The 13,004-nt window shown below is 32.6% G+C and carries 14 protein-coding genes; 7 read left to right on the forward strand and 7 right to left on the reverse strand.

Annotation, left to right across the window (positions count from 1 at the left end):
- Positions 1–56 precede the first annotated feature (56 nt).
- From ald to leuS, 3 genes are all read right to left on the reverse strand, one after another.
- Positions 57–1,157, reverse strand: a complete 1,101-nt coding sequence (gene ald / locus GN138_RS08855; RefSeq protein WP_157363447.1) for an alanine dehydrogenase — start codon at positions 1,155–1,157, stop codon at positions 57–59.
- A 280-nt stretch (positions 1,158–1,437) separates the two neighbouring features.
- Positions 1,438–1,866, reverse strand: a complete 429-nt coding sequence (locus tag GN138_RS08860; protein WP_157363448.1) for a hypothetical protein — start codon at positions 1,864–1,866, stop codon at positions 1,438–1,440.
- A gap of 152 nt (positions 1,867–2,018) precedes the next feature.
- Positions 2,019–4,883, reverse strand: a complete 2,865-nt coding sequence (gene leuS / locus GN138_RS08865) for a leucine--tRNA ligase (protein WP_157363449.1) — start codon at positions 4,881–4,883, stop codon at positions 2,019–2,021.
- Between the two features lie 167 nt (positions 4,884–5,050).
- Here leuS and GN138_RS08870 point away from each other — a divergent pair, with 167 nt between their 5' ends.
- The 6 genes from GN138_RS08870 (at position 5,051) to GN138_RS08895 (ending at position 9,365) form a co-directional block, all read left to right on the forward strand.
- On the forward strand, positions 5,051–5,746 hold the full coding sequence (locus GN138_RS08870) for a hypothetical protein (protein WP_157363450.1): 696 nt from the start codon (positions 5,051–5,053) through the stop codon (positions 5,744–5,746).
- A 27-nt stretch (positions 5,747–5,773) separates the two neighbouring features.
- The gene (locus GN138_RS08875) at positions 5,774–6,652 is read left to right on the forward strand and encodes a cell division protein FtsX (RefSeq protein WP_157363451.1); all 879 of its coding nucleotides are present in this window, start codon (positions 5,774–5,776) and stop codon (positions 6,650–6,652) included.
- Positions 6,653–6,734: 82 nt separating this feature from the next.
- On the forward strand, positions 6,735–6,998 hold the full coding sequence (locus GN138_RS08880; RefSeq protein WP_157363452.1) for a DUF3098 domain-containing protein: 264 nt from the start codon (positions 6,735–6,737) through the stop codon (positions 6,996–6,998).
- 56 nt (positions 6,999–7,054) lie between these two features.
- Positions 7,055–7,846 carry an undecaprenyl-diphosphate phosphatase gene (locus GN138_RS08885; RefSeq protein WP_157363453.1) on the forward strand — a complete coding sequence of 264 codons (792 nt, stop codon included), beginning with the start codon at positions 7,055–7,057 and terminating at the stop codon, positions 7,844–7,846.
- Positions 7,846–8,544: a tRNA pseudouridine(55) synthase TruB gene (gene truB, locus GN138_RS08890; protein ID WP_157363454.1), complete on the forward strand. Its 699-nt coding sequence runs from the start codon at positions 7,846–7,848 to the stop codon at positions 8,542–8,544. Before GN138_RS08885 ends, truB begins: the two co-directional genes overlap by 1 nt.
- 80 nt (positions 8,545–8,624) lie before the next feature.
- Complete coding sequence (locus GN138_RS08895) at positions 8,625–9,365, forward strand: energy transducer TonB (RefSeq protein WP_157363455.1); 741 nt, start codon at positions 8,625–8,627, stop codon at positions 9,363–9,365.
- Between the two features lie 70 nt (positions 9,366–9,435).
- Here GN138_RS08895 and GN138_RS08900 read toward each other — a convergent pair whose 3' ends face one another.
- On the reverse strand, positions 9,436–10,050 hold the full coding sequence (locus tag GN138_RS08900; protein WP_157363456.1) for a thioredoxin family protein: 615 nt from the start codon (positions 10,048–10,050) through the stop codon (positions 9,436–9,438).
- 78 nt (positions 10,051–10,128) lie between these two features.
- Here GN138_RS08900 and GN138_RS08905 point away from each other — a divergent pair, with 78 nt between their 5' ends.
- On the forward strand, positions 10,129–10,692 hold the full coding sequence (locus tag GN138_RS08905) for a DNA-3-methyladenine glycosylase I (protein ID WP_157363457.1): 564 nt from the start codon (positions 10,129–10,131) through the stop codon (positions 10,690–10,692).
- Here GN138_RS08905 and aat read toward each other — a convergent pair whose 3' ends face one another.
- The 3 genes from aat to GN138_RS08920 form a co-directional block, all read right to left on the reverse strand.
- Positions 10,693–11,316 (reverse strand): leucyl/phenylalanyl-tRNA--protein transferase, encoded by a 624-nt coding sequence (gene aat, locus GN138_RS08910; RefSeq protein ID WP_157363458.1) that lies wholly within the window; start codon positions 11,314–11,316, stop codon positions 10,693–10,695. It abuts the gene before it with no gap.
- A 277-nt stretch (positions 11,317–11,593) separates the two neighbouring features.
- Positions 11,594–11,968: a DUF3127 domain-containing protein gene (locus GN138_RS08915; RefSeq protein WP_157363459.1), complete on the reverse strand. Its 375-nt coding sequence runs from the start codon at positions 11,966–11,968 to the stop codon at positions 11,594–11,596.
- A 43-nt stretch (positions 11,969–12,011) separates the two neighbouring features.
- On the reverse strand, positions 12,012–12,881 hold the full coding sequence (locus GN138_RS08920; protein ID WP_157363460.1) for a flavin reductase family protein: 870 nt from the start codon (positions 12,879–12,881) through the stop codon (positions 12,012–12,014).
- Between the last annotated feature and the right edge of the window lie 123 nt (positions 12,882–13,004).

The raw sequence follows: 13,004 nt of genomic DNA on the forward strand, positions 1-13,004 counted from the left end.
TAGTAAGCCAAATTTTGGTTAAGCAAAATTGTCAGTAAAATTATGACAGGTTTTTTTTATATAGCATCTACAGACCAGTTAAAAGCTTCAGCTATTTCTTCGTAGACTATTTTGCCATTAACAATATTTAAACCTTTAGCCAATGTTGGGTCTTTTTCACAAGCTTTTTCCCATCCTTGGTTTGCTAATCTAATTACGTATGGTAACGTAACATTTGTTAAAGCAAGCGTTGAAGTATATGGTACTGCACCTGGCATATTAGCTACACAATAGTGTACTACATCATCAATGATATAGGTTGGGTTCTCGTGTGTTGTGGCTTTTGTAGTTTCCATACAACCACCTTGGTCTACAGCGACATCTACTAATACAGTACCTGGTCTCATATCCTTAAGCATATCTCTGCTTATTAATTTTGGTGCCTTTGCGCCTTTTAGTAAAACACCTCCAACAATTAAATCGTGATCTTTAATTCGTTTTCTAATATTATATTCGCTAGAGAATTCTGTAACAACATGGCTAGGCATAACATCGTTAACATATCTTAATTGTTTCATGTTAATATCCATTATAGTAACATGTGCTCCTAAACCAGCCGCCATTTTAGCCGCTTGGATACCTACTACACCAGCGCCCAAAACTAAAACGCGTCCTGGAGGAACGCCAGGAACTCCACCTAATAATACACCACGACCTTTTATAGGTTTTTCTAAATATTTGGCACCTTGTTGTATGGCCATTCTTCCGGCAACTTCAGACATTGGTGTTAATAATGGTAAAGAGCCATCTTTATCTTCTACAGTTTCATAAGCAATACAAACCGCTTTACTTTTTAACATTGCTTTAGTTAAAGGCTCACTAGATGCAAAGTGAAAATACGTAAATACAACATGGTGTGATTGTATCAATGGATACTCTTGTTCAATTGGCTCCTTTACTTTAACAATCATGTCACTAGAGGCATAGACTTCTTCAATTGTATCTAATACAATTGCGCCAGCGTCTATATAATCTAAATCTGAAAATCCACTGCCAAAACCAGCTTCTTTTTGTACGTAAACAACATGTTTGTTTTTAGTTAATTCAAAAACTCCAGCTGGTGTCATACCAACTCGGTTTTCATTGTTTTTAATTTCCTTTGGAATACCGATTTGCATATTATGTAGATTTTGATATTAATAGCTTGTCGAAAATTACTATTAAAAAAGTTGTTGTTCCAAATTTGAAGCGCAATTTGAAATGATTTTTACGGAATTAATATATTACTGTTAATATTTTGAAAACTTCCAAAAAGAGTATTGGTTTACAGTGCAATATGATATTCGATGAATGTTTGATACTTTCGATAACCTGAAATACCTTTAAAGTAACATCATTAAAATTTGATAATAATGGTTCTTATTTTAAGAAATATAGTTAAACTAAAAAGCAATGTAACTAATCTTTACTCCGTGTAATTGCAGTTTTAATAACGTGGTTATTTCTAAAAAATAGCGTAAACTGTTTAATGTCTCCATTTTTAAATTTTCCGCGAACACCAACATAATAGTTAAATTGGTCTGCGTCTTTATAATTAGATTCTTTAGGGTAGCCTAATTGTTGTATAACCTCTCTTTTTGTATCATTAATAAAGAGATTTCTGTCTATAATATCATCTATCATTTCATAACGGTTCATAGGACTTTGTTTCCAGCGTTCTTCTGAAAAACGGTCTTCAAAAAAATAATGTAATGATGTGGCGATTACAAATGATACAAAAAAAATTAAACCAATTTGATTCACTTGATTATTTCTATAATCAAAATATTCCCATATAGCTTTTGGTTTCTTTTTGGATGAATTTGTTTTAACTGTAGGTTTGTCCAATAACATAAATTTGTGTGGCCTATGCTAGGAGCAAATTAATGATTTAAATGCATATGTAAGGCATTTGGAATTACTAGAATAGAATTACATCAAAAAATAACCCTTTCGATAAACATTATCAAAAGGGTTATTTTAAATAATTAATTTAATAGTTACCCAACAATATTTACAATTTTGCCAGGCACTACAATTATCTTTTTAGGTGTTTTGCCATCTAATTGCGCTATGGTTTTCTCGTGAGCCATAACGGTTTTTTCAATCTCGTCTTTAGGCATATCCATTGGTAACTCTAAGGTAAAACGCATTTTACCATTAAAAGAAATAGGATATTTTTTACTACTTTCTACTAAGTGACTCGCTTCAAATTTTGGAAAATCTACAGTTGATATAGAACCTTCATGTCCTAATTGTTCCCATAATTCTTCAGCAATATGTGGTGCGTAAGGCGAAATTAAAACCAATAAAGGTTCAAGAATTTCTTTACTTGTACACTTCTGGGCAGTCAACTCATTTACAGCAATCATAAATGTAGAAACAGAGGTGTTAAAAGAGAAATTCTCAATATCTTCTTCTACTTTCTTTATGGTTTTGTGTAAGGTTTTTAAGTTGTCTTTGCTTGGTTCAGTATCTGTTACTTTTAAACCATTTTCATTGACAAACAGTTTCCAAAGTTTTTTTAGGAAACCGTGAACACCTGTAATACCAGCTGTATTCCAAGGTTTGTATTGTTCTAATGGACCAAGAAACATTTCGTATAAACGTAAACTGTCTGCGCCATAATCTACTACAATATCATCAGGATTAACAACATTGTATTTTGATTTGGACATTTTTTCGACGTCGCGACCAACTTTATAAACTCCTTCTTCAAGAATAAATTCAGCATCAGCATAATCTTCTCCAAATTCAGAATCATTTTTTAACCCTTCAATATCTAATTCATCTGAAGCATTAACGTATTTAACTTTAACATGAATAGGAAGAACATTTTTTCCTTCAATTAATCCTTTAGAGACATAGGTGTTTGTGTTTTCTTCTCTATATAAAAAAGCACTAGTCCCCAAAATCATACCTTGGTTTATCAACTTTTTAAAAGGCTCTTCAACATTTACAAAACCTCTATCTTTCAATAATTTTACCCAAAAACGAGAGTAGAGTAAGTGACCTGTTGCATGTTCGCTACCACCAATGTATAAATCTACATTTTCCCAATACTTCAAAGCTTCTTCACTTGCAAACACTCCATCTCTATTGGCAGCCTCTTCCATATAACGGAAGAAATACCAAGAACTTCCTGCCCAACCAGGCATGGTGTTTAGTTCTAGTGGATGAATAGTTTCGTTATCAATTAACTCGTTACTTACTACTTTACACTTTTCTGTATCCCAAGCCCAAACGTCTGCACGTCCTAAAGGTGGTTCGCCTTCTTCGGTTGGTAAATATTTTTCTACTTCTGGTAATTTAATTGGTAAATGCTCAGCTTCTATCATTTGAGGCATACCATTTACATAATACACTGGGAAAGGTTCGCCCCAATAGCGTTGACGAGAAAATACAGCATCTCGTAATCGGTAATTGGTTTTTCCTTCACCTTGACCTAATTGCTCTAGTTCATAAATAGCGCGTTTAGATGCTTTTTTATAGTTCATGCCATTAAGGAAATCACTATTGGCAATTTTTACATTGTCTTTAGAGGTAAAAGCCTCCTCTAATTCCTCCGAAGGAGGAGAATTTTCACTTGAACCTTTTATACTTGATAAATCAAAAATATTAGGAATTGGAATTCCGAAGTGCTTTGCAAAATCAAAATCGCGTTGGTCGCCACAAGGTACAGCCATTACAGCACCTGTTCCGTAGCTTGCTAAAACGTAATCACCAATCCAGATTGGAATTGGTTCTTTTGTAAATGGATGTTCTGCATAAGCACCTGTAAACACACCAGTAATGGTTTTTACATCTGCCATACGATCGCGTTCGCTTCGTTTTGCTGTTTTTTCTATGTAAGCTTCAACGTCTGCTTTTTGTTCTGCTGTTGTTATTTTTGATACTAGCTCGTGTTCTGGTGCAAGTGTCATAAAGGACACACCAAAAATGGTATCTGGTCTTGTAGTGAAAACGTCAATGACGTCATCGTGTCCGTTTACATTAAAAGATACCGAAGCTCCAACCGATTTTCCTATCCAGTTTTTCTGAATGTCTTTTAAAGCATCTGTCCAATCAATCGTATCTAAACCTTGCAACAAACGTTCGGCATAAGCCGAAATTCGCATGCTCCATTGGGTCATTTTTTTACGTACCACAGGATGTCCTCCTCGTTCTGAAACACCGTTTACAATTTCGTCATTAGCTAAAACGGTTCCTAAAGCCGGACACCAGTTGACTTCGGTTTCTGCTAAATAGGTTAATCTGTATTTTAATAGAATTTCTTGTTTTTCAACTTCTGAAAAAGCGTTCCATTCTTCAGCAGTAAAAATTTCAATATCATCATCGCAAGCTGCATTTACAGTTGCATTTCCTTCCGCTTCAAATTTTGAAACTAAGGTTTTTATTTCTTCAGCTTTATTAGAGTCATTATTATACCAAGATTCAAATAACTGAATAAAAATCCACTGTGTCCATTTGTAATATTCAGGATTAGAAGTTCTTACTTCTCGGCTCCAATCAAAAGAAAAACCAATTTGGTCTAACTGACGACGATACGTTTTTATATTGGCTTCTGTTGTTACTGCTGGATGCTGACCTGTTTGTATAGCATACTGTTCTGCAGGTAGCCCAAAACTATCGTAACCTTGAGGATGTAAAACGTTAAAACCTTTGTGGCGTTTATAACGTGCGTAGATATCACTGGCAATATAGCCTAAGGGATGACCAACATGTAAACCTGCACCAGAAGGATAAGGAAACATATCTAATACGTAGTATTTTGGTTTGTCGCTTGTATTTGAAGCTTTAAACGTTTGGTTTTTTGCCCAATAGTCTTGCCACTTTTTTTCTATAGAATTAAAATCGTACATCATTATTTTTTTCGCCTTGTATTGATGTCGCAAATTTAAACTTATTGACTGATAATTAAAGGCCGAAGCGTAAAAATTATAGCTCATTAGCTATCAAAATTATAGAGATTATTACTTGCGTCGCTATAATATTTATTAATTTCGTGGTACATTATTTTAGCACCTAAAAAATGAGTGAAAATTTTGAATCAATTCTTTTAGAACATGAGGGTTTAAACAAGCTTATCACAGAAAAAGACCTTAATACGTTTGTTAAATTTCCGTCTTTTGATACGTTTAGTACAGCATTTATTGATTGGTTAAGCCCAAAATATTATGAAGCTTTTGTTGAAATATACACTACGCATTTAGGTACTAAGAAAGAGGCAAAGGTTGTTAAGCTAATTAATTCCACGTGGTTTTGTAATGCAGAAACTACAGATCGTATTGTAGAGTTTTTATCTGAGCGTTTAGACACAACTGTAGAATTATCTAAACAATTAAATAAAAAAATTACAGGAAATAAAAATCTAGAAGATATAATTAGTGTTAGCAGTTCAATGGTGAATGATGTATTAAACTATGTTAATAAAGCCATTTTCGAAAAAAATCATCCAGAAATTGCAGACAAGAAGAATGAAATTTTAGATAATAGCTTGGCAGTTTGCGAAGAGCTAAAACAATATAAAGCATCTAGCGAGGTAGAATTTACGATGTTTAATGGTATTTTAGACCGATTAAAAAGTATTAAACTAAATGAAGCACAATCTGTGCGTTACCAAGCTTGTGTTAATAAATCGAAATCATCGTCTAATAAATACTTAATAGTAACCGTTATACTCGTGATTCTTTTTATTGTTAGAATGATTGTACGGTTTGCAAATTAAATAAATAATATTTTACAGAATTAATATATGGCATCATCTTTTGATAAATACCAAAAACGTAAACTGATATCTTCTTATGTATCTGTAGTGATTAGTATTGCTTTGGTTTTGTTTCTTTTAGGCTGTTTAGGGCTTTTAGTAATTAACTCTAAAAAAGTAGCTGATCACTTTAAAGAGCAAGTGGTTATGACAATTTATCTCAATGATACGGCGAAAGAAGTAGAGGTTAATCAGTTAAAAAAGAGTTTGGCAATGGCAGATTATACCAAAGAAGCACTTTATGTTTCTAAGGAAGAAGCTGCTGAGTTTATGAAAGCAGAAACAGGCGAAGATTTTATGGATTTTGTGGGTTATAATCCGCTTAAAAATTCAATAGATGTGCATTTAAAAGCCGATTTTGTAACCACAGAACAATTAACAGAAATCACAGATAGCTTATCTAATAAAGCCTTTATAGAAGAAATTAGATACGATAATGATTTGGTAGAATTAATGAACGATAATGTTAAGAAAATTACCTTTTGGGTCTTAATAATTAGTGGGTTGTTTACATTGATTGCCGTGTTATTAATAAATAGTTCTATTCGTTTAGCAGTGTATTCTAAACGATTTATCATTAAAACCATGCAAATGGTTGGCGCAACAAAACGTTTTATACGTAGACCATTTGTTTGGAAAAGTGTACAACTAGGCATTATTGGTGCATTAGTGGCTTTAGCAGGTATGGCAGTGGTTTTATACTATTTAGATATTACATTTCCAGAATTAGAATTATTAAAAAATACCGTTTTAATTGTTGCATTGTTCATTGGGATTTTTCTTTTAGGAATTGTTATTACCTGGATTAGTACTTTTATTGCAACGCAACGTTTCTTAAACTTAAAGACGGATCAGTTGTATTATTAAGTGTTAGGAAAATACTAATGAAAACTTTTATTTATAAAAATTCTGTTACTTTGCAAACAACAAAAGCCTAGCTGAAAAGATTATGGGAGAGCAAAAAAGAAAAGAAGAATCTAAGTCCGAATTTATATTCGGGAAAAAAAACTATAAATTCTTATTTATTGGTTTAGCATTTATTGTTGTTGGGTTTATCCTTATGTCTGGCGGCGGAAGTGACGACCCAAATGTTTTTGACGAGTCGATTTATAGCTGGAGACGCATACGTTTAGCACCAACTTTAGTTCTTATAGGTTTTGGTATTCAGGTTTATGCTATTCTTTTAAATCCAAATAAGGAACCCAAGAAATAATTCGCTTTTTATTCACTTTTAGCATGTAGTTTTCTGATAATTGATACATTTGTCTCATGGAAATTATAGATGCAATTATTTTAGGAATTATTCAAGGGCTTACAGAGTTCTTACCTGTTTCCTCAAGTGGTCACTTAGAACTAGGAAAAGCAATTCTTGGTGACAATTCTGTACCAAAAGAAAGTTTATTATTTACAGTAGTACTTCATTTTGCAACGGCTTTAAGTACCATTGTTATTTTTAGAAAAGATATTCTTTTAATTATTAAAGGAGTTTTGAAATTTGAATGGAATGAAGATTTACAATTTGTTTCAAAAATTGCGTTGTCTATGATTCCTGCCGTAATTGTTGGTGTTTTTTTTGAAGAACAATTAGAGCAACTCTTTAATGGTAATATTTTACTTGTTGGTTGCATGTTAATTATTACCGCAGTTTTATTGTATTTGGCAGACAAAGCTAAGGATACTCAAAAGAAAGTTTCGTTTTCTAATGCATTTGTTATTGGTATATCGCAAGCCGTTGCTATGTTACCAGGAATTTCGCGTTCTGGTGCTACAATTTCTACTTCTGTAATTTTGGGTAATGATAAAACAAAAGCAGCTCGTTTTTCATTTTTAATGGTGGTGCCTTTAATTTTTGGTAAAATAGCAAAAGACTTGTTAGGAGGCGAATTAACCTATGATAGTTCTAATTTTACAGCTTTAAGCGTTGGGTTTATAGCAGCGTTTGTAGCAGGTTTATTTGCGTGTACATGGATGATTGCTTTAGTTAAAAAGAGTAAATTGTCTTACTTCGCAATTTATTGTTTAATCGTTGGTATTGTTGCCATCATATGGTCTTTAATGTAATGCAGACCAAAGAAGACTTTTTAGCCGGACAAGTTTTATTAATTGATAAACCTTTAACATGGACATCGTTTCAAGCCGTAAATAAATTGCGTTGGGAGATTCGTCAAGCTTTTAATATTAAAAAAATTAAAGTTGGTCATGCAGGTACGTTAGATCCACTTGCAACAGGTTTGTTGGTGATTTGTACAGGGAAAATGACCAAGCAGATTAACATTTTTCAAGGTCAAGAAAAAGAGTATACAGGGACGTTTACTTTAGGCGCAACTACACCTTCTTTTGATTTAGAATCAGAGATTAACCAAACGTTTCCTACGGAACATATTACGGATGAATTGATCCACGCAACCACAGAACAATTTATTGGTAAAATAGAGCAATTTCCACCTGTGTTTTCTGCAATAAAAAAAGATGGCAAACGTTTGTATGAATTTGCTAGAGCAGGAGAAGCGGTTGAAATTAAACCGAGACAAGTTGAAATTACTGAGTTTGAAATTACTAAAATAGATCAGCTAGAATTGCATTTTAGAGTGGTTTGTAGCAAAGGTACTTACATTAGGTCATTGGCTAATGATTTTGGAAAAGCGCTAAATTCTGGGGCACATTTATCTTCTTTACGTCGTACAAGAATAGGTGATTTTAAAGTTGAAAATGGTTTAACACCTGAAGAATTTATGGCTAGTTTGCCTTCTATAGATTGATTTGATTTTGTTTTTTATATTGGTATTTCAACTATTTCGTTATTATATTCGTATATACATTCAACACCAATTTTATTCTATTGAGTTTCATTGAAAAACATAAGGCACTAATTATTACATTTCTTCTTTCGAGTACTATAGTGCTTCTATTGTTTAGTGCAGAACTAAAATTAAAAGGAAAACTTATTAGTGAAAGTTATTATCTGTTAGAACCAGAACCAGAGAAGACAATAGAAGAGCTTAAACAATTAGAAGATTTAAATGCAGAATCTACCAATAAAGCATTTAACGAAGATCAAGAGTATAAAGAAATGATGCGTAACTTTAAATCTGTTAGTGCAAATGATTTTGAGCGTACTACAAAAGCAATTGAAGAAGCTAAAGCCAGTAAAATAGATAATCAAATTAACGAAGAGAATACTATAAAATCTTATGCTAATGGTGGAGACTACGCTTTAAATACATCCGAAACTGCATCATATAAAGAACTGCAAGAAGAGCTTAAACAACGTTTAAAAAATAAAAAGCTAGCAGATGAGCATGCTAAAAATAAAGGAACTTTAACTTATTCATTAAAAGGTAGAACTTTAGCGCATTACGAAATTCCCCGTTACCTCTGTGAAATTGGAGGTAAAATAGTAGTAAATATTAAAGTCAATGCCTCTGGTGATGTTTATGATGCTTACGTCAATGGTTCATCTAATTCTAACAACAAATGCTTAGTTGAACATGCTTTAGACTACGCAAAGTCTGTAGCATTTGATGCTTCAACTAAAAAAGACCAAATAGGCACAATAACTTTTATGTTTAAGGGGAAGTAAAGTAAGAAGTATAAACACAAAAGTTAATGTGGCCCTATTGATTATAACAATCTTAATAAAGCTAATTAGTTTACCCTAATAAATTAACTAAATCTTCAATTATAGATTGTCCTTTATCTTTATTGTACCATCGTTGTAATTCTTCTTTAAACTCTGGTGTAATTGTACCATGTTCTTCTTTATAAGCCTTAACCATGTTAGTAGCTATAGTTGGTCTAGGTCCAAAAGTGTTTAAAACTTCATTGGTTTTAGAATCTAACATAATTAATTTTGGTACTGCTTTTCCGCCGTTAGTTAAAAACTGGTTCATTAAAGCGTCGTTTTCATCTCTAAGTACCACTTTATAATCAATATTATCATTAAGCTCAGCGGCTTTATTAATAATAGGCATTATGTGTGCAGCATCTCCACACCAACTTTCAGAAATGACTAACCATGTTACTTTTTTATTGAAACTTTCAATTTTAGTTTTTAAGTTTTCGGCTACTTTTCCGGTTTTATCCCAACGTCTCATACGTCTATCGTTAAGCTGTGTGTAATTTACCATGGCATCCGATTTATCGTTTCCGGTAGTGGAATTTTCTTCAACTAAGTTAATAACCAGTGCTCTAAATTCAGCATAAGTCATACTATTTTTTAGACTTTCTGAAATAATATCTTTTACTGTAAGTGTGTCTGTTTCCATAAAACAAAAATAAGGTTCTGTTGCTATTTTTTATGCAACAGTTGTTACATTAGTAGCACTAAATAAAATTCCTTACATATGAATAAAAACAGATGTGGCTGGTGTGCCGGAAATGCATTATATGAAGCTTACCATGATCAAGAATGGGCAGTACCAGTTTTTGATGACGCCACGCTGTTTGAATTTTTAATTCTTGAAACGTTTCAGGCTGGTTTAAGTTGGATAACAATTTTAAAAAAACGCGATAATTTTAGAAAAGCATTCGATTTTTTCGACTATAAAAAAATAGCTAATTATGATACTTCTAAAGTAGAAGTATTGTTGCAAGATCCAGGAATTGTTAGAAATAAATTAAAAGTAAATGCAACCATTACTAACGCACAAGCGTTTATGAAACTGCAGGAAGAATTTGAGTCGTTTTCTAAATATATTTGGAATTTTGTAGATGGAAAACCTATTAAAAATAAGGTTGAAAATTATAAAAATGCACCAGCAAACACACCTCTAAGTGATACTATTAGTAAAGATTTAAAAAAGCGTGGTTTTAAATTTGTAGGTTCTACTGTAATTTATGCTTTTATGCAAGCTACAGGTATAGTAAATGATCACGAAACATCTTGTTTTAGATATAATCAAGTTTAATTACAGATATGATAAAAAAGCTTCTCTTGCTATATGTTTTGCGCCTAAACTTTCTAAATGTTTAGTATGTAATTGGCAGTCTATTAGCTTATAGTTAGAGTTGTTAATAAAAGTGATAAAGCCCACTTTACTTGCATTACTCACTTTAGTAAACATACTTTCACCACAAAAAACGGTATCGTTAATAGCAATGCCATACAAACCACCAACGAGTTCTTGGTTTTGCCAAACTTCTATAGATTTTGCAAAACCAAGCAGGTGTAATTTGCAGTAGGCCTCAATCATACCATCACTAATCCAAGTGCCATCTTGGTCTGTACGTTTTGCTAATGCACAATTTTCTATAACAGCTTTAAAAGCTTTGTTTTCTGTGACTTTAAAATCCCCTTTTCTTAAGACTTGTTTCATGCTTTTAGAAATTTTTATGTCCTCAGGAAACAGAACAAATCTGGGGTCTGGTGACCACCATAAAATGGGTTCTTCATCTTGAAACCATGGAAATATCCCATTTGCATAGGCATGGAGTAGGCGTTGAGGTGATAAGTCGCCACCAATAGCTAAAAGACCTTCTGCAGTAGCCTTAGATACATCCGGAAATTCAATTGCTTTGGTTAAATAGTGCATTAAGAATAAAAGGGGTTAACTTACTATTGCTGTTAAATTAACGCTTTAACTTTGATAGTAACAGATTTTTTTTCATATTTGAATTGACCTTTGTGAATTAAATTTTTGTTCATCATTGCTTTTTTTTTTTAATTTATTTGGAGAGGTCAAACCTAAAACCACAATACTAAGTCCTGATTAACCACCAGGACTTTTTTAGTTTTATAAACTGATAGACATAAAAAAGACTTGCCTTAAAAATAAAGCAAGTCCATCTTTATAGTATCTAACTAACGATTTAGAATGGTAAATCGTCGTTGTCATCTTCTTTTAAGTCACTAACAGGTTCAAAAGCTTCTGTTGGTGGAACAGGAGGCATGTCTCCGCCTGCTGCTGGTTGTAGAGCCTCAATTCTCCATCCTTGTATAGAGTTAAAATATTTAGTTTCACCTTGTGGGTTTACCCATTCTCTACCTCTTAAATTTATGTTTATTTTTACTTGTTGACCTACCTTATAATTATTTAATAAGTCTGTTTTATCTTGAACAAACTCCACCATAATATGCTGTGGGTATTGCTCTTCTGTTGTGACTACAATCTCTCTTTTTCTAAACCCATTACTTCCAAAAGTTTGAGTCTCTCCTATCATTTTAACACGTCCTTGTACTTCCATTTTTGCTTAATCTATTATTTAAATAATTCTTTTTTATTTCAGGCTACGAAAGTAATAACTTCCAAGCACTTTTTACGTCTCCATAGCTCAAATAATTTTGAGCTAATTTATGTTTTTCTCTGTGAGATGCTGTTTTAATATCCGGATAACGTTCCGAAATATCTTCAACAAATTGCTCTACTTCGTCTTTATTTGGTAAGGCTTCAACATTGCCAAGCATACCAAGATTATTACCAGTTAAAATCATGCTATTTCTTACATGTTCTGGCATATTATCTACACCAATTCCCATGGTTTGTAATGGTTTTGGGATTTCAAAAAATCCTTTTTTAGCTCTACTATAATAACTTCCGCCTGCTCTAGCCACTAGATCTAATGCTTCTTGGTTAATGGTATTGTCTTCATTTAAAACCTCTTCTGTAATATGAAGTTTTACCACTTCGCAAATTACTAAATTACCTGCGCCACCTTCAGTTCCTAATGTAACAATCTCATTGACTTTACATTCTAACTGTATTGGAGATTCAGCCACTCTAAATGGCTTAACAATATCCGATGCTACCATTGTTAAACCTGCTTTTTCAAATTCATTTGTTTCTGCAGGATATTCTGTACTTGTTAGTGACATTTGCTGAACAATGTCATAATTTACCACATTAATAACAACCTCTTTTGTAGCTTCTACATTTTTTAAAGTGTGTTTTATTGTATTGTCTCTAACGCGTCTGGCCGGAGAAAATATTAATATTGGCGGATTAGCACTAAAGACATTAAAAAAACTAAATGGCGATAAATTAGGATTGTCATTAACATCCATTGTACTTGCAAAAGCAATTGGTCTTGGAGCAACAGCACTTAATAGATAACTATGTAAAACGCCTGTTGAAAGATCTTTTGGGTTAAATGATATCATGTATTTAGCTGGTTTTCAACAAATATAATTTAATTGGTTTGGCAACGAAAGTGTTTTATAAACATTAACGTACAATATTATTAACAGTTTTGCATTATATTTAGAATAGATAAAAACGAATTA

It is taken from the genome of Winogradskyella endarachnes (genome assembly GCF_009741275.1).
In the GTDB taxonomy this organism is placed as follows: Bacteria; Bacteroidota; Bacteroidia; order Flavobacteriales; family Flavobacteriaceae; genus Winogradskyella; species Winogradskyella endarachnes.

Bases quoted from the DNA above. Each gene is read 5' to 3' on its own strand.
- ald (WP_157363447.1), bottom strand. From the start codon at position 1,157: ATGCAAATCGGTATTCCAAAGGAAATTAAAAACAATGAAAACCGAGTT.
- leuS (WP_157363449.1), bottom strand. From the start codon at position 4,883: ATGATGTACGATTTTAATTCTATAGAAAAAAAGTGGCAAGACTATTGG.
- GN138_RS08870 (WP_157363450.1), top strand. From the start codon at position 5,051: ATGAGTGAAAATTTTGAATCAATTCTTTTAGAACATGAGGGTTTAAAC.
- GN138_RS08875 (WP_157363451.1), top strand. From the start codon at position 5,774: ATGGCATCATCTTTTGATAAATACCAAAAACGTAAACTGATATCTTCT.
- GN138_RS08880 (WP_157363452.1), top strand. From the start codon at position 6,735: ATGGGAGAGCAAAAAAGAAAAGAAGAATCTAAGTCCGAATTTATATTC.
- GN138_RS08885 (WP_157363453.1), top strand. From the start codon at position 7,055: ATGGAAATTATAGATGCAATTATTTTAGGAATTATTCAAGGGCTTACA.
- truB (WP_157363454.1), top strand. From the start codon at position 7,846: ATGCAGACCAAAGAAGACTTTTTAGCCGGACAAGTTTTATTAATTGAT.
- GN138_RS08900 (WP_157363456.1), bottom strand. From the start codon at position 10,050: ATGGAAACAGACACACTTACAGTAAAAGATATTATTTCAGAAAGTCTA.
- GN138_RS08905 (WP_157363457.1), top strand. From the start codon at position 10,129: ATGAATAAAAACAGATGTGGCTGGTGTGCCGGAAATGCATTATATGAA.
- aat (WP_157363458.1), bottom strand. From the start codon at position 11,316: ATGCACTATTTAACCAAAGCAATTGAATTTCCGGATGTATCTAAGGCT.
- GN138_RS08915 (WP_157363459.1), bottom strand. From the start codon at position 11,968: ATGGAAGTACAAGGACGTGTTAAAATGATAGGAGAGACTCAAACTTTT.
- GN138_RS08920 (WP_157363460.1), bottom strand. From the start codon at position 12,881: ATGATATCATTTAACCCAAAAGATCTTTCAACAGGCGTTTTACATAGT.